Source organism: Pseudomonas sp. BP01, from assembly GCF_022760795.1.
Lineage (GTDB): Bacteria > Pseudomonadota > Gammaproteobacteria > Pseudomonadales > Pseudomonadaceae > Aquipseudomonas > Aquipseudomonas putida_Q.
In genome coordinates, this window is sequence record NZ_JAFBKA010000053.1 from 1 (window position 1) to 23,234 (window position 23,234).

Annotated in this window: 18 protein-coding genes; 10 read left to right on the forward strand and 8 right to left on the reverse strand. The window is 63.0% G+C overall.

All coding sequences use genetic code 11. The features are described 5' to 3' along the window. Window positions 1–184 precede the first annotated feature (184 nt). Window positions 185–583: a MerR family DNA-binding transcriptional regulator gene (locus tag JOY50_RS28075; RefSeq protein WP_132843420.1), complete on the forward strand. Its 399-nt coding sequence runs from the start codon at window positions 185–187 to the stop codon at window positions 581–583. Between the two features lie 19 nt (window positions 584–602). Further along, window positions 603–1,502: a hydroxymethylglutaryl-CoA lyase gene (locus JOY50_RS28080; RefSeq protein ID WP_243056144.1), complete on the forward strand. Its 900-nt coding sequence runs from the start codon at window positions 603–605 to the stop codon at window positions 1,500–1,502. A 532-nt stretch (window positions 1,503–2,034) separates the two neighbouring features. Here the strand turns inward: JOY50_RS28080 and JOY50_RS28085 are convergent. Further along, a complete protein-coding gene (locus JOY50_RS28085) occupies window positions 2,035–2,553 on the reverse strand; it encodes an MgtC/SapB family protein (protein ID WP_019472746.1) in 519 nt (172 codons plus the stop codon). 191 nt (window positions 2,554–2,744) lie between these two features. Between JOY50_RS28085 and JOY50_RS28090 the strand changes: the two genes are divergently transcribed. From JOY50_RS28090 to JOY50_RS28110, 5 genes are all read left to right on the forward strand, one after another. After that, window positions 2,745–2,984, forward strand: a complete 240-nt coding sequence (locus JOY50_RS28090) for a DUF3203 family protein (RefSeq protein ID WP_132843424.1) — start codon at window positions 2,745–2,747, stop codon at window positions 2,982–2,984. A gap of 121 nt (window positions 2,985–3,105) precedes the next feature. Then, window positions 3,106–4,509 carry a cytochrome c oxidase accessory protein CcoG gene (gene ccoG / locus JOY50_RS28095; RefSeq protein WP_243056145.1) on the forward strand — a complete coding sequence of 468 codons (1,404 nt, stop codon included), beginning with the start codon at window positions 3,106–3,108 and terminating at the stop codon, window positions 4,507–4,509. A gap of 50 nt (window positions 4,510–4,559) precedes the next feature. Further along, window positions 4,560–5,969, forward strand: a complete 1,410-nt coding sequence (mapR, locus tag JOY50_RS28100) for a GntR family transcriptional regulator MpaR (protein ID WP_019472743.1) — start codon at window positions 4,560–4,562, stop codon at window positions 5,967–5,969. A gap of 58 nt (window positions 5,970–6,027) precedes the next feature. After that, window positions 6,028–7,683 carry a PAS domain-containing sensor histidine kinase gene (locus tag JOY50_RS28105; protein WP_243056146.1) on the forward strand — a complete coding sequence of 552 codons (1,656 nt, stop codon included), beginning with the start codon at window positions 6,028–6,030 and terminating at the stop codon, window positions 7,681–7,683. 63 nt (window positions 7,684–7,746) lie between these two features. Further along, the gene (locus tag JOY50_RS28110; RefSeq protein WP_243056147.1) at window positions 7,747–9,813 is read left to right on the forward strand and encodes a PAS domain-containing protein; all 2,067 of its coding nucleotides are present in this window, start codon (window positions 7,747–7,749) and stop codon (window positions 9,811–9,813) included. 9 nt (window positions 9,814–9,822) lie between these two features. Here the strand turns inward: JOY50_RS28110 and JOY50_RS28115 are convergent, their stop codons facing one another. From JOY50_RS28115 to JOY50_RS28140, 6 genes are all read right to left on the reverse strand, one after another. Then, the gene (locus JOY50_RS28115; RefSeq protein WP_132843433.1) at window positions 9,823–10,569 is read right to left on the reverse strand and encodes an SDR family oxidoreductase; all 747 of its coding nucleotides are present in this window, start codon (window positions 10,567–10,569) and stop codon (window positions 9,823–9,825) included. Between the two features lie 614 nt (window positions 10,570–11,183). Next, window positions 11,184–12,719 carry a DHA2 family efflux MFS transporter permease subunit gene (locus tag JOY50_RS28120; protein WP_043196566.1) on the reverse strand — a complete coding sequence of 512 codons (1,536 nt, stop codon included), beginning with the start codon at window positions 12,717–12,719 and terminating at the stop codon, window positions 11,184–11,186. Then, on the reverse strand, window positions 12,716–13,909 hold the full coding sequence (locus JOY50_RS28125; protein ID WP_028613056.1) for an HlyD family efflux transporter periplasmic adaptor subunit: 1,194 nt from the start codon (window positions 13,907–13,909) through the stop codon (window positions 12,716–12,718). Before JOY50_RS28125 ends, JOY50_RS28120 begins: the two co-directional genes overlap by 4 nt. Window positions 13,910–13,939: 30 nt before the next feature. Continuing rightward, window positions 13,940–14,413 (reverse strand): MarR family winged helix-turn-helix transcriptional regulator, encoded by a 474-nt coding sequence (locus JOY50_RS28130; RefSeq protein WP_028613057.1) that lies wholly within the window; start codon window positions 14,411–14,413, stop codon window positions 13,940–13,942. A gap of 244 nt (window positions 14,414–14,657) precedes the next feature. Further along, window positions 14,658–15,290, reverse strand: coding sequence for a response regulator transcription factor (locus JOY50_RS28135; protein WP_243056148.1), 633 nt, complete (start codon window positions 15,288–15,290; stop codon window positions 14,658–14,660). Between the two features lie 8 nt (window positions 15,291–15,298). Next, complete coding sequence (locus JOY50_RS28140; protein WP_132843437.1) at window positions 15,299–16,705, reverse strand: sensor histidine kinase; 1,407 nt, start codon at window positions 16,703–16,705, stop codon at window positions 15,299–15,301. Window positions 16,706–16,898: 193 nt separating this feature from the next. On the opposite strand from JOY50_RS28140, the gene JOY50_RS28145 reads away from it, so the two are divergent. From JOY50_RS28145 to JOY50_RS28155, 3 genes are all read left to right on the forward strand, one after another. Beyond that, window positions 16,899–18,521, forward strand: coding sequence for an acyl-CoA synthetase (locus tag JOY50_RS28145; protein WP_243056149.1), 1,623 nt, complete (start codon window positions 16,899–16,901; stop codon window positions 18,519–18,521). A gap of 137 nt (window positions 18,522–18,658) precedes the next feature. Next, complete coding sequence (locus JOY50_RS28150; RefSeq protein ID WP_243056150.1) at window positions 18,659–20,428, forward strand: acyl-CoA dehydrogenase C-terminal domain-containing protein; 1,770 nt, start codon at window positions 18,659–18,661, stop codon at window positions 20,426–20,428. A 308-nt stretch (window positions 20,429–20,736) separates the two neighbouring features. Beyond that, window positions 20,737–21,744: a FecR family protein gene (locus tag JOY50_RS28155; RefSeq protein ID WP_132843443.1), complete on the forward strand. Its 1,008-nt coding sequence runs from the start codon at window positions 20,737–20,739 to the stop codon at window positions 21,742–21,744. A 12-nt stretch (window positions 21,745–21,756) separates the two neighbouring features. On the opposite strand, the gene JOY50_RS28160 is transcribed toward JOY50_RS28155, so the two are convergent. After that, complete coding sequence (locus JOY50_RS28160) at window positions 21,757–23,076, reverse strand: Na+/H+ antiporter family protein (RefSeq protein WP_019473295.1); 1,320 nt, start codon at window positions 23,074–23,076, stop codon at window positions 21,757–21,759. Window positions 23,077–23,234 lie beyond the last annotated feature (158 nt).

The window sequence follows — 23,234 nt, forward strand, 5'->3', positions numbered from 1 at the left end:
ACCGGCCTCTTCGCGGGCTTGCCCGCTCCCACAGAAGTGCGCCGCTTGCGGGCCTGACGCAATACCTGTGGGAGCGGGCAAGCCCGCGAAGAGGCCGGTGCAGACAACACGCATCTTCAGCCCTGCTTGACGTATACGTCAACCTGCCGTCAGGATAACCGCATACCCCACGCCGAGCCCCAGCATGAGCACCCAGACCTACAGCATTTCCGACCTGTCCCGCGAGCTGGACATCACCACCCGTGCCATCCGTTTCTATGAGGAGCAGGGCCTGCTTAGCCCCGAACGCCGAGGCCTGGAACGTATCTATACGCCACGCGACAAGGTCAGCCTGAAGCTCATCCTGCGCGGCAAGCGCATCGGCTTTTCGCTGGCCGAGTGCCGCGAGCTGATCGAGCTGTACGACCCCACCAGCGGCAACCTCAAACAGCTCAACAGCATGCTGGCGAAAATTGCCGAACGGCGCGCCCAGCTGGAACAGCAGATGCTCGACATCCACCAGATGCAACTGGAGCTGGACACCGCCCAGGAGCGCTGTGAACAGGCCCTGGCCGCCACCCTGAACAACAAAGACAACCGCTGAACGCCACAGGAAACCCGCCATGCCCTTGCCAAAAGAAGTCCGTCTGGTCGAAGTAGGCCCTCGCGACGGTTTGCAGAACGAAGCCCAGCCCATCAGCGTTGCCGACAAGGTACGCCTGGTGGACGACCTCACCGAGGCGGGCCTGGCCTATATCGAGGTGGGCAGCTTCGTCTCGCCCAAGTGGGTGCCACAGATGGCCGGTTCCGCCGAGGTGTTCGCCGGTATCCAACAGCGCCCCGGCGTTACCTATGCGGCGTTGGCGCCAAACCTGCGCGGTTTCGAGGACGCGCTGGCTGCTGGGGTGAAAGAAGTGGCGGTGTTCGCAGCCGCCTCCGAAGCGTTCTCGCAGCGCAACATCAACTGCTCGATCAGCGAAAGCCTCAAGCGCTTCGAACCGATCATGGAAGCTGCGCGCAGCCACGGTGTGCGCGTGCGCGGCTATGTGTCGTGCGTACTCGGTTGCCCCTATGAAGGCAAGGTCAGTGCCGAACAAGTGGCGCCGGTGGCCCGTGCCCTGCATGACATGGGCTGTTACGAGGTGTCGCTGGGCGACACCATTGGCACAGGAACCGCCGGCGATACCCGGCGCCTGTTCGAGGTGGTATCGGCCCAGGTACCGCGCGAGCAACTGGCCGGGCACTTTCATGATACCTATGGCCAGGCATTGGCCAACGTCTATGCCAGCCTGCTCGAAGGTATCAATGTGTTCGACAGCTCGGTGGCCGGGCTGGGTGGCTGCCCTTATGCCAAAGGCGCTACCGGCAACATCGCCACGGAAGACGTGGTGTACCTGCTACAGGGGCTGGGCATTGCTACCGGTATCGACCTGGACCGGCTGATTGCCGCCGGGCAACGCATCAGCAACGTGCTCGGCCGCAGCAATGGGTCGCGGGTAGCGCGGGCGCGCAACGCGCAGTAAGTCATACGGGTGTCACATACGTGTGGGTGAAGTGTTACCGGCCCCACGTTCCACAGCAAAAAATCGGGTAACAGGGAAACAAATCGACAAAATTTCAGGTTGGCCAGGCTGGACCAAAATCGTTAAGTCACTGTTTTTTAAGGATTTTAAAAAGTTGGCACGCACCCTGCTATATCTTTCGTACAAGAACAAAAACAATGTGACACCCAATAAAAACAACAGGTAACGGCTCTGACATAACAAGAACAATACGGCAGAGGCGTAGCAAGCAGATCTTTTTGGAGTCGACACGCTTTTCAGGGGTACGCCCCGCGGTCTGGCACAGAACAACAAAACTACCTCAAGGTAGCTACAGCCAGGTTCGGATCAGCCATGATGAAAGCAGGTCAGCGCTCAAAAAAATACGTTTGCTCTTGGCCCCGCATGGGGGTCGCACGCAACACCAAGGCAGGCTTACAAAAACAACAAAAAGCCAGCCTCAATAATAAAAAAAGAGCAAGCAGCAACGCTTTGGGGGGAGCTTCGGCTCCCCTTAGTGCTTCCTGCCCTCCTCCTCTTCCTGCTTTTCCTCATTCTGCCCTTCGACCTTCTCTACCAACAACGGCATTGTCGCCAGTACCAGCAGGGCCAGTACCGTGCTGATCAACGCCGTGGCTTCGCGCCCCATGCCGGCAGCCGTACCAATAGCAGCAGTCATCCACAGCCCTGCAGCGGTAGTCAGCCCTTTCACATGGCTGGGGTCCTTCCCGTTACCTTTAAGGATGGTACCCGCACCCAGAAAGCCAATACCGGCGACGATACCCTGAATTACCCTGCTTAGCGCCTGTTCGTCAGCCCCGGCCGTGCTAGGCGCCAACACGAACAGGGCCGCACCCAGCGAGACCAGCATGTGGGTGCGCACCCCGGCAGACTTGCCTTTGTGTTCACGTTCAAAGCCCAACACAGCGCCAAGCACTGCTGCCATCAGCAGGCGCACAAGAATGCGCGTGACCTCGCGTTCATCGGTGACATCGGCGAACTCGGCCTGGATTGCTTGCCAGATGACGTCCATCACAGTTGTCCCCATGCTGAGCATTGTGTAGCCATCACCGGCCTACTCGCGGGCATGCCCACGAATAGGCCGGCCTGCCCTATGCAAGGGTTGACCTCTGTACACCGGGGAAAGTGCCGCTCAGCCTGTTGATGCAGCAACCAGCCCCTTCCCGCGGTCCACCCTGTAACCACCAGCAGGAGCACCACACCATGCCCATTGAAATCGAAGAAACCAGCCAACGCTGCACCTTGATCGGCGAAGACCTGCGCATCGAGGGTGATGGCCCTGATATCGAAATCATCACCGACGAACAACTGCGCATGTCAGTGGCCTTGCTCGCAGGCCAACGGGTGCCCATCACCGAATCCGAGGCCGATGCGCTGACCGTGGCGGGTGCGGTGGATAGCCGCAGGCATCTGAAGGCCAGTGTGCCAGGCTCGGTGATCTAAGGCCTGGCGGGGCCTACCGGGCAATCTGATACGGTTTTTATCGCAAAATCTGAGCCTGTGCTGATAACAGCCTCAGGGCCATAGTGCTCATGCCTGATCGAGGCCTGATGAGCACCGAGCCATGAACAATAGAATCCCTTTTACAGAGATCGCCGCCGCCCCAGCCAGCCACTCACCGCGACGCATCGACAGTGGCATCCACACCCGCAGCTTTACCGGGCTGTATCGCAACCTGCGCATCGGCTTTGCAGGCGCCCTTTTTGTGCTGTTCTTTGGCACTGCCTGGCTCAACTGGAACGGCCGCCAAGCGGTGCTGTGGGACTTGAGCGAGAGCAAATTCCACATCTTTGGCGCCACCTTCTGGCCACAGGACTTTATCCTGCTGTCAGCGCTGCTGATCATCTGCGCCTTCGGCCTCTTCGCCATCACCGTGTACGCCGGTCGCGTGTGGTGCGGCTACAGCTGCCCACAGAGCACCTGGACCTGGCTGTTCATGTGGTGCGAAAAGGTCACCGAGGGTGACCGCAACCAGCGCATCAAGCTTGCCACCGCGCCCTGGAGCCTGAACAAACTGGCGCGCCGCACGTTGAAGCACAGCCTGTGGCTGGCCATTGGTGTAGTCACCGGGCTGACCTTCGTCGGCTATTTCACGCCAATACGCCCACTGGCCGCAGAACTGCTCACTTTGCAACTGGGCGGCGTGGCGCTGTTCTGGGTGCTGTTCTTTACCGCTGCCACCTACATCAACGCAGGCCTGCTGCGCGAAGCGGTATGCCTGCACATGTGCCCGTATGCGCGCTTCCAGGCCGTGATGTTCGACAAGGACACCCTGGCGGTCGCCTATGACCCACGCCGTGGCGAAACCCGTGGCCCGCGCAAGAAAGGCAGTGACGTAGCCGCTCAAGGCCTGGGCGACTGCATCGACTGCACGCTGTGCGTGCAAGTGTGCCCCACCGGCATCGATATTCGCGATGGTTTGCAAATGGCCTGCATCGGGTGCGCGGCGTGCATCGACGCCTGTGACGGGGTGATGGACAAGATGGGTTACGCCCGCGGGTTGATCGGTTACAAGTCCGAACACAGTTTGCAGGGCGGCACCACCCATTGGCTGCGCCCGCGCCTGCTGGGCTACGTCGCTGCGCTCGGGGTGATGATTGCAGCACTGGTGGTGGCCTTGCAGATGCGCCCGATGGTTTCGCTGGACGTCATCAAGGACCGCGGCCTGTTCCGTGAAAATGCCCATGGCCAGATCGAGAACATCTACCTGCTCAAGGTCATCAACAAGACCGAGCGCACCCAGCACTATGCACTGCGCCTGCTGGACGCTGACGGTTTCACCTTGCAGGGCAATACCGCATTGGTGGTCCCGGCCGGCGAAATGAGCGAACTGCCGGTGTCCGTGGCGATGCTGGCCGAGCGCCCGACCAGCAGCTCGCAAACACTGAGCTTCGAAATCAGCGAGCGCGACAACCCCGCCATCCGCAGCGTGGCCCAAAGCCGCTTCGTCGCACCGATGAATCGCTGATCCCTTACACTGACTCCACCTTGCCTGCCAGGCTTCGACAGAAGGCCAGAATGAAACGCTACGAACGCTTCGCCGACGACATTGCCGAACTGATCCGCTCCGGGGTACTGGGCCCCGGCCAACGGGTGCCTTCGGTACGCTACGCCAGCCAGACCCACGGGGTCAGCCCTTCCACCGTGTTCCAGGCCTATTACCTGCTGGAGCGGCGCGGGCTGATCCGTGCCCGGCCGCGCTCGGGTTATTTTGTCAACGCCCACGCCCCGCGCCAGTTCAGCGAGCCGCAGGCGTTGCAGCCGGTCAGCGAGTCCACTGACGTGGACGTCAGCGCATTGGTGTTCTCGATCCTCGACTCAATCAAGGACCCCAACACCATACCGTTCGGTTCAGCCTTCCCCAGCCCCGAACTGTTCCCGCTGCAGCGCCTGTCGCGCTCCCTGGCCAGCGCCAGCCGCAGCATGGACCCGCGCATGGTGGTCACCGACCTGTCGCCCGGCAACCCACAGCTGCGCCGGCAGATTGCCCTGCGCTACATGGTCGGTGGGCTGATGCTGCCGATGGAAGAGCTACTGATTACAAACGGTGCCCTGGAAGCCTTGAACCTGTGCCTGCAGGCGGTTACCCAGCCGGGGGACCTGGTGGCCATCGAGGCCCCCGCCTTCTATGCCTGCCTTCAAGTGCTGGAGCGGCTCAAACTCAAGGCTGTGGAAATTCCCGTGCACCCTCGTGAAGGCATGGACCTGGGGGTACTGGCACAGACGCTGGAAAAGCACCCGGTAAAAGCCGTGTGGTGCATGACCAACTTCCAGAACCCGGTAGGCGCCAGCATGCCGGAGGCGAAAAAACAGGCGCTGGTGGAACTGCTGGCGCGTCACCAGGTGCCGTTGATCGAGGACGACGTGTACGCCGAGCTGTACTACTCGACGCAGGCGCCCAAGCCGGCCAAGGCCTTCGATACCCAAGGCCTGGTCATGCACTGCGGCTCGTTCGCCAAAAGCCTGGCGCCCGGTTACCGCATCGGCTGGGTAGCGGCCGGGCGCTTTGCGCAAAAGATCGAGCGGCTGAAACTGATGACTTCGCTGTGTGCTTCGATGCCGGCCCAGGCAGCGATAGCCGACTACCTGCAACACGGCGGCTATGACCGCCACCTGCGCAAACTGCGCTACGCCCTGGAAGGCCAGCAGGCCAACATGCTGGCGGCCATCGCCCGGCATTTCCCGGCGCAGACGCGGGTCAGCCAGCCCTCGGGTGGCTACTTCCTGTGGCTGGAACTGCCCGAGCAGATGGACGCCCTCAAGCTGTTCCACATGGCCCTGGCGCAAGGCATCAGCATCGCCCCTGGGCCGATATTTTCGCCTACCCGCCGCTTTGGCAACTGCATCCGCCTCAATTACGGCAGCCCCTGGCATGACGGTGCCGAACGGGCCATGGAGACGCTCGGGCGGATCATTCGCTCGTTCTGATAGCTACAAGCCTGAAGGGCGACTATAGTTGCCCGATCCGTTCATCGGGCGTTGGGTCATGCAGCCAGATTCGCTTCCATCGATCACCCAGCTGCAGGCGCGTGTCGCAGAACTGGAAGCATGCCTGGCAGAACGCGAAGACAGCGCCCTGTCACACAACAAGCTGCTGGGTGAACTGCTCGACAACAGCCTGGCCAACGTGTTTGCCGCCGACCGCAAGATGCGTCTGGTGGCCATCAACCGAATGGCTCGCGAAACCTTCGAACGCTACCGCGGCTTCGTGCCGCAGATCGGCGATTACGTGCCGCAGTTCCTGGCCAATCAGCCCGACATCATGAACCGGTTGGGCCCGGTTTGGCCGCGTGTGCTGGCCGGCGAAGCGTTCGTCGATACCGTCACCTTCGGTCCGCCTGATGCGCCGCGCCATTACGAAATCCGCTACCACCCGTTGCGCGACGCGCAGCAGCGGATCCAGGGCGGATACATGTTTGCCTATGACATCACCGAACGCATCGCCGAACAGCAACGCCTGCACCAGGCCGAGGAGGCTCTGCGCCAGTCGCAGAAAATGGAAGCGGTGGGTCAGTTGACCGGCGGCATCGCTCACGACTTCAACAACCTGCTGGGCAGCCTGCTCGGCGCAGTGGAAATGGCCGAACAGCGCCTGGGCCAACAACGCCATGCCGACACCGCCCGCATGCTCGAACTCTGCCGCAGTACCACCTTGCGCGCCGCTGCGCTGGTAAAGCGCCTGCTGGCCTTCTCGCGCCAGCAGACGCTGGTGCCGCGACCGGTTGATGTGCAGTGCCTGGTAGCGGGCATGCAAGACCTGATCGTCAGCTCTATTGGCCAGCACATTGATTTTCACGACCAGACACTGGCCGGGCAATGGTCAATTCACATCGACCCGCAGCAGCTGGAAAATGCCCTGCTGAACCTGTGCATCAATGCCCGCGATGCCATGCCCCTGGGCGGTACGCTCAGCATCGCTTGTGCAAACAGCGACCTCGCGGTGGCTGAGGGCAGTCACCTGGACCTGCCTGCGGGGCGGTACTTGCACATTCGTGTTGCCGATACCGGCATGGGTATGTCCAGCACGGTGCGCCAGCGCGCCCTGGACCCTTTCTTCACCACCAAGCCACTCGGTCAAGGTACCGGGTTGGGGTTGTCCATGGTCTATGGCTTTGTCCGCCAGTCCGGCGGGCAGTTGCAGATCGAAAGCGTGGCCGGGCAAGGCACCTGCGTTCACCTGTACTTTCCCCTGGAGGGAAGCATCGCTGCCTGCAGCCAGCCTGTGCCAGTCACCACCTGCGTCGAGCGTTCTGCCCCCCGTGTGCAGCGAATCATGCTGGTGGAAGACCAGCCAGCCATGCGCCTGATACTTGTCGAAGTACTGACTGAGCTGGGCCATGAAGTGCAGGCTTTCGACCGTGGCCGCCCGGCGCTTGAGGCTATGCATGCAGGTGTTCCACCGGACTTGCTGATCACTGATGTCGGCCTGCCCGGTGGAGTCGACGGTTATCAGCTGGCAGAGGCGTTTCAAACGCTTGTGGCCAAAGCCCCCGTATTGCTGATTACCGGCTATGACACTGCCGACATCCCGATCAGTAGCCGCCCGGGCAGGCGCACCGAGGTGCTGTGCAAACCGTTCAACCTGCAGAGCCTTGGCCAGCGAATTGACCGCTTGCTGGGGATTGCCCCGCCGCAACGTTGACCGCCTATCCGCCTGCGGGTGAACACGTTAAAGTCTGCGCATCCTTTTTCGTCGGACGTCGGCATGCCATCCCGCGACCTGCTCACACTGCGTCAACAAGTCGAAGCCCTGCAACGGCGCAACGCGCTGTTGGAAGCACAGCTCGCCAGCTTTAAAGACCAGGATCAGGACTTTTACCGGTCGTTGTTCGACACAATGGACGAAGGCTTTTGCATCATCGAGTTCTTTGACGGCCCACATGGCCCGCTGAGTGACTATGTGCATGTGCTGGCCAATGCGGCCTACGCCAAACACGCCGGCATCCCCGACGTGGTCGGGCAGAAACTGCGCGAGATGGTGCCTGATGAGGCCGATGACTGGGTGGTCCGCTATGGCGCTGTGCTTCGCACAGGGGAACCGCTGCACTTCGAGCAGGAGCTGGTCGCCACCGGCCATGTACTGTCGGTGACCACTTTTCGCGTAGAACCTGCAGAGAAACGTCAGGTAGCCGTGCTGTTCAAGGATGTCACCGAACGCCGGCGTGCAGAGCAGGCCCTGCAGCGCCTCAACGAAGAACTGGAACAACGGGTGAATGCCGCACTGGCGGAGCGACGCTTGTTTGCCGAATTGGTCGATCACAGCGTGGTCAATGTGCATGTGGTGGACAAGGGCCTGCGCTGGCTGGCTGTCAACCGCCAGGCCAAGCATGACTTCCACCAGCTGTACGGAAAGACCCCGGAAATCGGCGAATACCTGCCCGGGCTGTTCGAAGATGGAGGCGCTGGCCGGACGCCTGTCTTGCCACTGTGGCAGCGCGCCCTGGCAGGCGAGCAGTTCATCGAAATTGGCACCTTCGGCAAGCCTCCCATGCTGCGCCATTACGAATTGCGCTTCAACGCCTTGCGCGACCCAAAAGGCGAGATACAAGGCGCGTTTCTGTTCGCTTATGACATCAGTGAACGGGTGCAAGAGCAGGACCGCCTGGCCAAGGCCGAAGAAGCGCTGCGTCAGGCACAGAAGATGGAGGCCGTAGGCCAGCTCAGTGGCGGCATTGCCCACGACTTCAACAATCTGCTGGGCGGCATCCTTGGCGCCCAGGAACTGATGCGTCAACGCCTGGACCAGTCACGCTTCGACGCCCTGGAACCCTTGCTGGAGCTGTCCAGCGGCTCGGCGCAGCGGGCCTCTTCGCTGGTGCACCGGCTGCTGGCGTTCTCTCGCCAGCAGACCCTGCAACCCTGCTCCACACAAGTGGCCACGCTGGTGGCCGGCATGGAGGACCTTCTGCGGCGCACCATCGGCCCGGCCATTAGCCTGAGCAGCCGCTTCCCCAGCCAGCTGTGGCCGACCTTCATCGACCCGCCTCAACTGGAAAGCGCCCTGCTCAACATCTGCATCAACGCCCGCGATGCCATGCCTGCGGGTGGTGTGATCGAGATCATTGGCGATAACCTGATGCTTGACGACGAGCAGGCCCTGGCAGTGGAGCTGCCAGGCGGCGAGTATGTGCGGCTGAGTATCGTCGACAACGGCAAGGGCATGTCGGCTGAAGTGGCGGAGCGCGCAGTCGACCCGTTCTTCACCACCAAACCGATGGGCCAGGGGACCGGGCTGGGTCTGTCCATGACCTACGGCTTCGTGCGTCAGTCGGGTGGGCAATTACGCGTGCTGTCGGTGCTTGGCGAAGGTACCCGCATCGAGCTGCTGCTACCCCGCCACGACGAGCAGCCCAGGGTTCCTGCCGGCAAACCCCAGCGCACGCCTTTGCAAAGAAGCAGCGCGGCTGCGAAGCGCATTCTGTTGATCGAGGACCAGACCGCCTTGCGCCTGGTAGTGCGCGAAGTGCTGGAAGAGCTGGGCTATCGGGTGGACGCCTTCGAGAATGGCCCGACCGCCCTCGCCCACCTGCAAAGCGGCGAACGGCCAGACCTGCTGCTGAGCGATATCGGGCTGCCGGGTGGCCTTAATGGCCGCCAGGTGGCCGAGCGCTGCCGAGTGCGCTACCCAGACCTCAAGGTGCTGTTCATCACCGGTTACGATGAGAGCGCGGCGCTCAGCGACGGCCAGCTGTTGCAGGGTACCTCGGTGCTGACCAAGCCGTTTGAGCTGGAAGCACTCGCCGAGCGGGTACGCGAGCTGCTGGGAGATTGACGGGCGCGCTCAGCGCCCGCCGCTCAGGTCGATGAAACTGCCGGTGGAGTAGGACGCTTTGTCCGAGAGCAACCAGAGGATGGCTTCGGCCACTTCCTCGGGGCGCCCGCCGCGCCCCATGGGCAAACCGGGCTCAAGCTTGCTGACCCGGTCGGGGTCGCCGGACAGGGCATGGAACCCTGTGTGGATGTAGCCTGGGCGTACGCCGTTGACCCGCACGCCCTCGCCTGCCACTTCTTTGGCCAGGCCGATGGTAAAGGTGTCGAGCGCGCCCTTGGAGGCGGCATAGTCGACGTATTCGTTGGGCGAGCCCAGGCGCGCAGCCATCGATGACACGTTGACAATGGCCCCGCCCTGCCCTCCATGCTGGTGCGCCATGCGCAGCAAGGCATGCTTGGCGCAGAGCATGGGGCCGACGACGTTGGTTTTCATGATCTTCAGCAGGCGGAATTCGGACATGTCCTCAACGCGACTCTGCTGACCGATGGTGCCGGCGTTGTTGACCAGCGCGGTGACCGGGCCGAGCGCTTCGTCGACGCGCTGGAACAGCTGGATGATCTCATCCTCGACACTGACGTCGGCGCGCACGGCGATGGCCTCGGCGCCCAGGGCGCGGACCTGGCTGAGGGTGGTTTCGGCGGCCTGGTCGTCGGCATGGTAGTTGATACAGATGCGGTAGCCGTGGCGGGCGGCAAGCAGTGCTGTGGCGGCGCCGATACCGCGGCTGCCGCCGGTGATGACGATGACGTTCTCCATGAATTTGCCAATCGCTTGGGGAAGGGAGGATCGACAATAGGCGAAAAGGCTACAGATGGGAATGACCGAGGTCAGCTCACACAACCGTGGGCCTACCCTCTGTTGCTCTTGCTCTTGATCTTGGCGACTTCAGGAGGCCGAACGCAGGGCTTGCGGAGGGAGGTGACGGGCATGGATGCCATCGCAAACGGACTGTTCGCTGAACCAAAACAGCCAGATACGCTTTTCGCTGCTTGCGATGTGGGCCTCAACACCGTGTAGACATTCGTTCGCGCAGGTGGCGCCAAGTCACCTTCCGCCCTTCCGGCGGGTTACTTTGGTCTTGGCCAAAGTAACCAAAGCCGTCCGCTCCCATCATCCGGCCCCTACGCTGCGCTCCGGGGTCCCCTCGCTCCGGGCTTGCTCCCGGGAGGACCGCGCTGCAGGCCCCATCCTGGGGCCCAGCGCTTGACGGGCATCCATGCCCGTCACCTCCCTCCGCAAGCCCTGCGCTCGGCCTCCTGAAGTCGCAATCTGCGTCGCCTGAACTATCGCGCGCTTAGAAGCAACAGCAAGTGCAGGAGCAAAAGCAGGAGCAGGAGCAACAATGCAGAAACCTGGTCGTATGGTTTAGCTCAATGCCCCGCCGACGCCGGTCCAGCTTTGGCAGTGAACGGTGGCTTGGCGAACCACACCAGCAGGATCAACCCGGCAAACACCCAGGTCATCAAGGTGAAGTAGTCCACTGTGGACATCATGTAAGCCTGCCCATTGAGTATCTGCTCCAGCTGCGCATAACTCTGCGGGCTGGCCCCGCCCAACTGCTCCAGCGTATGCCGCGTCGCCGGGTCGAACTGGCTGATGTTCTCGCTAAGGTAGGCATGATGCTGGTCCGCCCGGCGAATCCAGATCCAGGTTGTCAACGACGCGGCAAAACTCCCGCCCAAGGTTCGCAGGAAGGTCGCCAGGCCCGAACCATCGGCAATCTGGTGCGGGGGCAGGTCAGACAGCAAAATGCTCAAGGTCGGCATGAAGAACAACGCCACGCCAATGCCCATGAACAGCTGCACCAAGGCCACATGCTGGAAGTCCACCTCGCTGGTGAACCCGGCACGCATGTAGCAACTGGTGCCGATCGCCAGAAACGCCAGCCCCGCCAGCAGACGCAGGTCGAACCGGTGCGCGTATTTGCCCACGAACGGCGACATGATCACCGGCAGCAAGCCGATCGGTGCCACCGCCAGGCCCGCCCAGGTGGCGGTGTAGCCCATCTGCGTCTGCAACCACTGCGGCAGGATCAGGTTGATACCGAAGAAGCCCGCATAACCACCGACCAGCACGATGGTGCCGACGCGGAAGTTGCGGTGCACGAACAGGCGCAGGTTGACCACCGGGTGGCGGTCGGTCAGTTCCCAGATCACGAACACCGCCAGGAACACCACCGAAATCAGGCTACCGATAATGATGAACGACGACTCGAACCAGTCCAGGTCGTTGCCTTTGTCGAGCACAACCTGCAAAGCCCCGACACCGACAATCAGCGTCAGCAAGCCGATGTAGTCCATCGGCTGGCGGCTGGTGACCACAGGCCGGGTACGCATCTGCTGGCGCACCACAGCGGCGGCAAACAGGCCAATGGGCACGTTGATGAAGAAGATCCACGGCCAGCTGTAACTGTCGGTGATCCAGCCCCCCAGGATCGGCCCGGCAATCGGCGCCACCACCGTGACCATCGCCAGCAGCGCCAGGGCCATCCCCCGCTTGGCCGGGGGGTAGACGGCAATCAGCAAGGTCTGGGTCATCGGGTACAACGGCCCGGCGACCACGCCCTGCAATATGCGGAAACCGACCAGCTCGGGCATCGACTGGGCGATACCGCACAGGAACGACGCCAGCACGAACAGCAACGTGGCCCAGATGAACAGTTTCACTTCGCCAAACCGCCGGCTGAGCCAGCCAGTCAATGGCAAGGCGATGGCGTTACTCACCGCGAACGAGGTAATGACCCAGGTGCCCTGCTCGTAACTCACCCCCAGGTTGCCGGAAATGGTCGGCAACGCCACGTTGGCAATGGTGGTGTCGAGCACCTGCATGAACGTCGCCAGCGACAGCCCGATGGTGGTCAGCAGCAGGCTGGGCGGCGTGAACTGGGCAGCGGCGTTATTGCTCATCGCTGGGCCGTCTTGCCGGGTGCGCTGTTTTCGTGGATCAACCGGGCGATCAGGTTATCGGCCTCGACCAGCTGACGGTCATACACCTGGGTGGTGTAGCTGGCCTGCTGCGGGGGCTGCTGGGCCAGCGCCGGGCCGCTCTGGTCATGCAGGTCGACTTCCACCACGGTGGACAGGCCGATACGCAGTGGGTGGTCCTTGAGCTGATCGGGGCTCAGGTGAATACGCACGGGGACGCGCTGGACGATCTTGATCCAGTTGCCGGTGGCGTTCTGTGCCGGCAGCAGGGCGAAGGCACTGCCCGTACCGGCGCCAAGGCTGTCGACCGTGCCGCTGTACTTGACCTCGCTGCCGTACAGGTCAGCGCTGATCTGCACCGGCTGGCCGATGCGCATCTCACGCAGTTGGGTTTCCTTGAAGTTGGCGTCGATCCATACCTGGTCCAGCGGGATCACCGCCATGGTCGCGGTGCCCGGCTGCAGGCGCTGGCCCAGCTGCACGGTGCGCTTGGCAACGTAACCGGTAACCGGTGCCACCAGTGTGGTGCGGGCGTGGTCGAGGTAGGCCTGGCGCAGGTCGGCAGCGGCGGCCATTACCTCGGGGTGCGAGGAAACCACGGTGTCGTCGACCAGCGCGCTGCTGGTGCTGAGCTGCTGACGTGCACTGTTTACAGCGGCCAGCGCCACACTGAGGTCATCGCGGGCGTGGGACAGTTCTTCCGCAGCAATGGCACCGCTATCGGCCAGCACCTTGCGCCGGTTGAAGTCCTGCTGGGCTTTGCGCAGTTCCGCCTGGCGGGTTTCCAGCTGGGCCTTGAGCGAGTCGACATTGCTGTACAGCCCACGCACCTGCCGCACGCTGCGTGCCAGCTTGGCTTCGGCAGACTGCAGGGCCACCTCGCTGTCGGCCGGGTCGAATTGCAGCAATACCTGGCCGGCATGAACCAGGTCGCCGTCATCGGCACCGATGCTGGTGACGGTGCCGGTGACAAGCGGAGTGATCTCCACCACGTTGCCGTTGACGTAGGCATCGTCGGTGCTTTCGTGCCAGCGGCCGACCAGGCTGTACCAGGCCCAGGTGCATGCACCGGCAAGTATCAGCAACAGCAGCAGGCCAAGCAGCCAGGCCTTGCGCTTGCGCGACGGCTCGGGCGCGGCGGAGGGAGTCGGGGTATCTGCGGGAGTGGCCATGACAATACCTTGGATAATTCGTGACAGGGTTCAACGGTCGCCAAAGCGGCGTACCGTCAACGGGTCGCCGGCACCGAGCAGCACTTTGGCCAGCAAGCCTTCCAGGGCCTTGAGTTCTTCGGGTGCCAGCACGCCGCACAACTCGTTCATGGCGGCAGCGCCAATTTCCGGGAGGCGATCGGCCAGGCGCTGGCCATCGGCGGTGAGCGCCAGGCGCACCAGGCGCCGGTCGTCGGCGCAGCGGTTGCGCACAATCAGTTCCTTCTGCTCGAGCCGGTCGAGCATGCGGGTCATCGAACCGCTGTCCAGGCCCAGGTAGCGGCACAGCTCGGCCGGGGTATCCACCTGATACTGGGTGACGATGATCAGCACCTTGAACTGCGCGGCAGTGACGCCCTCTGACTCAAGGTGCCAGTCGAGAATGCGGTCCTTCAGGATTGCCGCGCGGCCAAGGAGCATGCCGATGGCGCAGGTCTGGAAGTTTTCAGGGGAGAAATGGGCCATCGGAGACTGCTCGGGCAATTGTGTAGAAATATTACTGCCTAGGCAGTGAATGTCAAAGCCTTGATTAGCTAGCTACGTAAAATTTCATCCTTTCTGCCTGAAATGCGGCCCTTTGCAGGAGCGGCCTTGTGTCGCGATGGGGCGCGAAGCGGCCCCCAATCTTGTGACAGGTCAGACATTTTGGGGCCGCTTTGCGGCCCATCGCGACACAAGGCCGCTCCTACAAGGGTCTGCGTAAAGGCGGTTAGCGCGCCCGCAGGCCCAGCGCCTCCACCGCGCCGCAGGCAACTGCCATGCCCACCAACTCTGCCAGGCTGGCTGCTTGCAACCGCTTCATCACCCGCCCCCGGTACAAATCCACGGTCTTCACGCTGACCCCCAGCCGCTCGGCAATCTCACGATTGCTCAAGCCTTGGGCCAACGGCACGAAAACGTCACGCTCTCGCGGCGTCAGGCCGTCGATGCGCGCCTGCACCAAGGCCAGCGCCTGGTCGCCCTGCCGCGCCCGCCCGGCGTGCTCCAGCGCAGCCTGCACGCTGTCGAGCAGCAACTGATCGTTGTATGGTTTTTCGATGAAGTCGCAGGCGCCGGCCTTGAATGCCCGCACCACGATCGGCACATCGGCATGGCCGCTGACGAAGATCACCGGCAACGCCAGGCCGCGCTCGCGCATCGCCTGCTGCACCGCCAAACCGCCCAACCCCGGCATACGCACATCCTGCAGCACGCAGGCAGGCCCATCGTCCACGCAGGCGTCGAGAAACGCTTGCCCACTGGCGAACGGCAGGGCTTGCAGGCCCACCGACTGCAGCAGCCAGACCGTCGAGTCGCGCATACCTTGGTCGTCATCGACCACATACACTTTCGCTTGCACCATTGCCCCCTTCACCCCCTGCTGACTGCCAGCCGGCAGCACAGTACCAGACCGCCGTTATCACCCGCCCGAGCCCACAGGCTGCCACCAAAGCCTTCGATCAGGCTGCGGCTCATGCTCAAGCCCAAGCCCAGGCCATCGGCCTTGCTGGTGGTGAACGGCGTGAAGATTTCATCCAGGCGCTCGGGCGCTACACCCGCGCCCTGGTCGGCTACCTCGACCAGTACACCATCGCCGTCCCGCGCGGCGCCGAGCAGAATACGTGATGGCTGTTCGCCGTGCAGCTCGCGGTTGGCATCGATGGCATTGCGCAACAGGTTGAGCAGCACTTGCTCCAGCAACACCCGGTCGGCATACACCGAGGGCAGTTGCGCGCTCATGCGCAGTTCCACCAGCACCTGGTCACGCGCCGCTTCCCAAGCGCACAGTCGCATGGCTTCACCGGCCACTTCGGCCACGTCCAGCGCCTGCAGGCGCCGTGGCCCTTTGCGCAGGAACGCGCGCAGGCGGCGAATCACTTCGGCGGCATGGGTGGCCTGCTCACTGATGCGCTGCAGGCCCTGCCCTACCCGCTCGCGGGCCTGTGGATCACGCTCCAGGCCCTGCAGGTAACGCTGACTGGCGTTGGCGTAGTTGACCACCGCAGCCAGTGGCTGATTGATTTCGTGGGCAATGCCCGAAGCCAGCTCACCCAAGGTGGCCAACCGGGCACTGTGCGCCAGGCTTTCCTGGGCTTCGATGCGCAAGGTGATATCGCGTGACACGCTGACCACCTCCACCACCGCGCCGGTGTAGGTTTCGCGGATCGCCCGGCTGGCGATTTCGAACCAGCGGTAGCTGCCAGAGGCCTGGCGCACCCGGCAGGTCATGGTGTGATAGCCATCCTGGTCCAAGGCAGCGGCCGCCTGACGCAGCACCTGGCGGCGCTCACGCGGGTGCAGCAAGGCGTACACGGCCATGCCACGCAGTTGCTCGGGCCACAGGCCGAGCAGACGAAACGCTGCCGGCGAAGCATCCAGGAAACGGCCATCCGGGCTGTGCCGGGAGATCAGGTCTGTGGTGTTTTCAATGATCAGCCGGTACAGGCGCCGGGCGCGGCTGGCCTCGCGTGCGCCATGGCGCTCTTCGCTGGCGTCGCGACAGCGCCCGAGCACCTGCTGGCCCTGGTCGTCGGGAATGAAAGACCACAGCACTGTGCGCTCGCCTACCTGCACCTCGACATCGGCAATCGCTCGATGCTGGCGCAGGCACGCACGCACCAGGGCGGCGCAATTGGCCGGCAGCCAGCGGCTCAGCGCCGGGCCTTCATCAACCCACGCTTGAAGCGCCGGGTTGATCGCCAGTGGCCTGGCGTCGGCTGCCAGCAAAAGGCTGGGTTGTGGATCCTTGGCAAGCAAGGGGTAAGCAGTCTGGTCCACGGTAGGCGGCTCGTTGTTATAGTAGTTTTACTATATTGCTATAGTCGATATTCCTACTACCATAGCGGCTCGCGTAAAACTGCGACAGAGGGAGCGGCCCACCGTCCGCTTCCCTGCACCCTGAACAGAGCTAACAATCAGCCATCGGGGGCCAAGCGTACAAGCTGCGCCTGCCTCCTTACAGGATTACCGCATGTCGATCTATGCCCAGGGCCTGATGCCCGCTGCCGTCAATCATGTCGCCCTCACCCCGCTGAGTTTCATCGAACGCACCGCTGCCGTGTACGGCAACTACCCGGCGGTGATCCACGGCGCCATCCGCCGCAACTGGCAAGAAACCTACCAACGCTGCCGACGCCTGGCCAGCGCCCTTGCAGGCCGTGGCATAGGCCGTGGCGACACGGTGGCTGTGATGCTGCCCAACACCCCGGCGATGCTCGAAGCGCACTTCGGCGTGCCCATGACCGGTGCCGTGCTCAATACCCTGAACGTGCGCCTGGACGCCGAGGCCATCGCCTTCATGCTGCAGCACGGCGAAGCCAAGGTGCTAATTACAGACCGCGAGTTCCATGCCGTGATCGAAGCCGCCCTGGCACTGCTGGAGCACCCGCCCCTGGTGGTAGATGTGGATGACCCGGAGTACGGCGAAGGCCGTGCGGTGAGCGAGCTGGACTATGAAGCCCTGTTGGCCGAAGGCGACCCGGAATTTGCCTGGGAATGGCCGGATGACGAGTGGCAGGCCATTTCGCTCAACTACACCTCCGGCACCACCGGTAACCCCAAGGGCGTGGTCTATCACCACCGCGGCGCCTACCTGAACGCCCTGGGCAACCAGATGACCTGGGCCATGGGCCACCGCCCGGTGTACCTGTGGACCTTGCCCATGTTCCACTGCAACGGCTGGTGCTACCCCTGGACCATCACCGCCCTGGCCGGCACCCACGTGTTCCTGCGCCGGGTCGACCCGCAAAAGATCCTGAACCTGATCCGCGAACACCGGGTCACCCACCTGTGCGGCGCCCCGATTGTGCTCAACGCCCTGGTCAACATGCCTGAGGCGGCCAAGGCAGCCATCGAGCACCCGGTGCAGGCCATGGTCGCCGGCGCCGCGCCACCGGCCAAGGTCATTGGCGCCGTGGAAGAGATGGGCATCCACGTCACCCATACCTATGGCCTGACCGAAGTGTACGGCCCAGTCACCGTGTGCGCCTGGCATGACGAATGGGACGAACTTTCGCTGGAGGAACGTGCGCGGATCAAGTCACGCCAGGGCGTGCGCTACCCGACCCTGGACGGGCTGATGGTGGCCGACCCGCAAACACTTGAGCCAGTGGCACGCGATGGCAACACGCTGGGGGAGATCTTCATGCGCGGCAACACCGTGATGAAGGGCTACCTGAAAAACCCCGAGGCCACTGCCGAAGCCTTCCGTGGCGGCTGGTTCCACACCGGTGACCTGGCCGTGTGGCACGCCGACGGCTATGTCGAGATCAAGGACCGGCTCAAGGACATCATCATTTCCGGTGGCGAGAACATCTCCACCATTGAAGTCGAGGACGCCCTGTACAAACACCCGGCCGTGCTTGAAGTCGCCGTGGTGGCACGCCCGGATGAAAAGTGGGGAGAAACCCCCTGCGCGTTCATTGCCCTGAAGCCAGGCCGGGAGGACACCCGCGAAGCCGACATCACCGGCTGGTGCCGCGAGCACCTGGCCGGTTTCAAGGTGCCGAAGACCGTGGTGTTTGGCGAGTTGCCCAAGACCTCCACCGGCAAGATCCAGAAGTACGTCCTGCGCGACCGGGCCAAAGCCCTCTGAAGCCGTAACGGCCTCATCGCCGGCAAGCCAGCTCCCACAGGGACCCAGCAAGCCTCAAGCCCTGTGAAGTACCTGTGGGAGCTGGCCTGCCGGCGATGAGGCCCGCCCAGCCACTCTCACTCTTCCAAGAGCACACGATGACAACCTATACCGCCCCCCTTCGCGACATGCGCTTCGTCCTGCATGACGTGTTCAATGCCCCGGCCCTGTGGGCCCGCCTGCCCGCCCTGGCCGAACGCATCGACGCCGACACCGCCGACGCCATCCTGGAAGAAGCAGCCAAAGTCACTGGCCAGCTTATCGCCCCGCTCAGCCGTAACGGCGATGAGCAAGGCGTGCGCTTCGACGCCGGCCAGGTCACCACGCCAGACGGTTTTCGCGAAGCCTGGCAAACCTACCGCGAAGGCGGCTGGGTCGGCCTGGGCGGCAACCCGGCATTTGGCGGCATGGGCATGCCGAAAATGCTCGGGGTACTGTTCGAAGAAATGCTCTACGCCGCCGATTGCAGCTTCAGCCTGTATTCGGCGTTGAGCGCCGGTAGCTGCCTGGCAATCGATGCCCACGCCAGCGAGACGCTCAAGGCCATTTACCTGCCACCACTTTACGAAGGTCGCTGGGCCGGCACCATGTGCCTGACAGAGCCCCACGCCGGCACCGACCTGGGCCTGATCCGCAGCCGGGCCGAACCCCAGGCCGACGGTAGCTATCGCATCAGCGGCAGCAAGATTTTCATCACCGGCGGCGAGCAGGACCTGACCGAGAACATCATCCACCTGGTACTGGCCAAGCTGCCGGATGCGCCCGCCGGCGCCAAAGGCATCTCGCTGTTCCTTGTGCCCAAATACCTGGTCGAGGCCGATGGCCGCCTGGGCGCGCGCAACGCCGCCCACTGCGGCTCGATCGAACACAAGATGGGCATCAAGGCTTCGGCCACCTGCGTGATGAACTTCGATGATGCCCAGGGTTACCTGGTGGGCGAGCCGAACAAGGGCCTGGCGGCGATGTTCACCATGATGAACTACGAGCGCCTGTCCATCGGCATCCAGGGCATCGGTTGTGCTGAAGCGTCCTACCAGAGCGCCGCGCGTTATGCCAACGAGCGCCTGCAAAGCCGTGCCGCCACCGGCCCTCAGGCGCAGGCCAAGGCTGCCGACCCGATCATCCACCACGGCGATGTACGGCGCATGTTGTTGACCATGCGCACCCTCACCGAAGGTGGCCGGGCGTTTGCCGCCTACGTCGGCCAGCAACTGGACCTGGCGCGTTACGCCGAAGACGCCGGTGAACGTGAGCACGCCCAGCGCCTGGTGGCGCTGTTGACGCCCGTGGCCAAGGCCTTCTTTACCGACAACGGCCTGGAAAGCTGCGTACTCGGCCAGCAGGTATATGGTGGCCATGGCTACATCCGCGAATGGGGGCAGGAGCAGCGGGTGCGTGATGTGCGCATCGCACAGATCTATGAAGGTACCAACGGTATCCAGGCGCTCGACCTGCTGGGGCGCAAGGTGCTGGGCGACGGCGGCCAGGCGCTGACCAGCTTTGCCGCCGAAGTACGTGCCTTCAGCGTTGATGCACCGCTGCACCGCGAGGCCTTGCAGGCGAGCCTGGCGCGGCTGGAGGCTACCAGCGCCTGGCTGCGGGCACGGGCGGGCGAGGATGCCAACCTGGTCAGTGCGGTGGCGGTGGAGTACCTGCAGCTGTTCGGGCTGACGGCGTATGCCTACATGTGGGCGCGGATGGCGGCGGTAGCCTTGGCCAGGCGTGAGGAGGATGAAGCGTTTCATGGGGCCAAGCTTGCATGTGCGGCGTTCTTCTTCCAGCGTGTGCTGCCGCGTGATCTGGGGCTGGAAGCCAGTATCAAGGCGGGCAGTGGCAGCCTTTATGGGCTGGAGGCGGCGCAGTTCTGAAGCCTGCGCATTACCTGTGTGAGCGGGCATGCCCGCTACCACAGTGATCGCGCAAGCTTTGTGATTTTGTACAAGGCAGCTGCCCCACAAGAGGCACGCGATCCCCTGTAGGAGCGGCCTTGTGTCGCGATGGGCTGCAAAGCAGCCCCCGGGTTTTCAGCCTGCATACCTTTACGCGAAGGGTTCTCAGACGCTGAAAAACCGTTGCAAATCCGACGAAAAACCGTCACAACTGATAGTCATTCGCCATTACGTTGGTTCTCGGGAGCCCTCCAGCAAGGGTAGAATACGCAAAACCCGGAGCCGCAATGAATCACGACCGCCTCAACCCCAGCCCTGACGATGCCATCACCGACGCCGCCGCGCATTGGTGCATGCGCCTGCACGCCGATGATTGCACGGCGTCCGAGCGCGAGGCGTTCGCCCGCTGGCTGGCGGCGGACCCGCGGCATGCCGAGGAATACCAGGCAATGCTGGAAATCTGGCAAACCGCCGACCTGTTGCCACGCAACGCCACCGTCGTCGACTTCAACACGCCCACCCGTCAACCTGCACGCCCGCGCAACTGGCGTCCGCTATCATCTGCCGCCGCTATCGCCTTGGCCGTGCTGCCGCTGGCCGGCTGGGTGGGGTGGGAACAGGGCTTGCTGCCCAACCACTACCAGCACTTCGAAGCCGCCGACCGCATGCAGACCGTGGAGTTGGACGACGGCAGCACGGTACAGCTCAACCTCCACACCGAGCTGACCTTCCTCAACTTCAAGGACCAGCGCCAGGTCACGCTCAAGCGCGGCGAGGCGTTCTTCAAGGTACAGCACGACAGCAGCCACCCGTTCATCGTGCATGCAGGCCATGGCCAGACCCGCGTCACCGGCACCCAGTTCAACGTGTGGAAGTACCAGGACCAAGTCAAGGTCACCTTGGTGGAAGGCTCGGTACTGGTATCCAGCGACGGCAGCGCCGGTGGCTATCGCCTGGGCCCGGGGATGCAGGCCAGCTATCACAAGGGCGATTTCGAGCCGCAGCTTGAGCAGAGCAATGACTACGGCAACAGCCTGGCCTGGCGCAGTGGCAAGCTGGTGCTCGACAACCTGAGCCTGGAGCAGGCGCTGCCAGTGATCAACCGCTACCTCGACGCGCCGCTGCAACTGGCCGATGCCAGCACCGGCCGCATCCGCATCAGCGGTATCTACAACACCCGTGAGGTAGCACGCCTGGTCAACAACTTGCCCAAGGTGCTGCCCATCTACCTGACCCGTAGCAAGGACGGCAGCACCGTGCTCAACAGCATCTCGCCGCCGCCCGACAAGGGCTGACGCCCTCGCCCCTTACAACGTCATCGCCGCCACCCACCCAAACGCCAGCAATGGCAGGTTGTAGTGGATGAAGGTCGGTACCACAGTGTCCCAGATATGGTGGTGCTGGCCATCCACGTTCAGGCCCGAGGTCGGGCCCAGGGTCGAGTCCGAGGCCGGCGACCCTGCGTCCCCCAAGGCACCGGCAGTACCGACGATGCAAACGGTGGCCAGCGGGTCGAAGCCCAGCTGCACGCACAGTGGCACAAAGATCGCCGCCAGGATCGGCACGGTGGAGAACGACGAGCCGATGCCCATGGTCACCAGCAGCCCCACCAACAGCATCAGCAAGGCACCGATCCCCTTGCTGTGGTCGATCCACTGCGCCGAGGTTTCCACCAGGCTTTTCACCTCACCGGTGGCCTTCATCACGTCGGCAAAACCCGAGGCGGCAATCATGATGAAGCCGATCATGGCCATCATCTTCATGCCTTCGGTGAACAGATCGTCGGTGTCCTTCCACTTGACGATGCCTGACAGCGAGAAAATCAGGAAACCGACCATGGCACCGATGATCATCGAATCCAGCAACAACTGGACGATGAACGCTGCGGCAATTGCCAGCCCAGCCACCAACAGCGTCAGCGGGTTGTACTGCACGCTCACCTGCTCCACCTGCTCGATGCGCGCCAGGTCGTAGTCACGCTTCTTGCGGTAGCTGATGAACACCGCCAGCAGCAGGCCAGCCAACATACCTGCTGCCGGGATGGCCATGGCGTGGGTGACGTTGACACCGCTCACGTCCACACCGGCACGGGCGACGTTGGCCAGCAGGATTTCGTTGAGGAATATATTGCCGAAGCCCACCGGCAGGAACATGTACGGGGTGATCAGGCCGAAGGTGATCACGCAGGCGATCAGCCGGCGGTCGATGCGCAGGCGGGTCAGTACATACAGCAACGGCGGAACCAGAAGCGGAATGAAGGCGATGTGGATCGGCAGGATGTTCTGCGACGACACAGCCACCACCAGCATCAGGCCGATCATCAGCCATTTGACCTTGCCGCCATTGGCGTGGCCCTGGCGATCGATCATGGCCAGTGCACGGTCAGCCAAGGCATGGGCCAGGCCGGACTTTGCAATGGCCACGGCAAAAGCGCCCAGCAGTGCGTAGGACAAGGCAACCGTGGCGCCACCGCCCAGGCCGCCGTTGAAGGCCTTTAGCGTGCCTTCGATGCCCAGGCCACCCACTAGCCCACCGACCAGGGCACCGATGATCAGGGCGATGACCACGTGCACGCGGGACAGGCTGAGTATCAGCATGATGCCGACCGCGGCGATCACTGCATTCATGGTTGGCTTACCTCATTGCGACAGAAAAAAGCGCGCACTCTGAAGCAGTGGGCGGCAGATGTCAAAAGCGCCATGTTGCGGCGGATTTCACAGAAGGTCGGATTTAAATTGAATGTTTGAATAAAGAAAAAAATGAAAGGGCCGATAAGGTGTTGGGC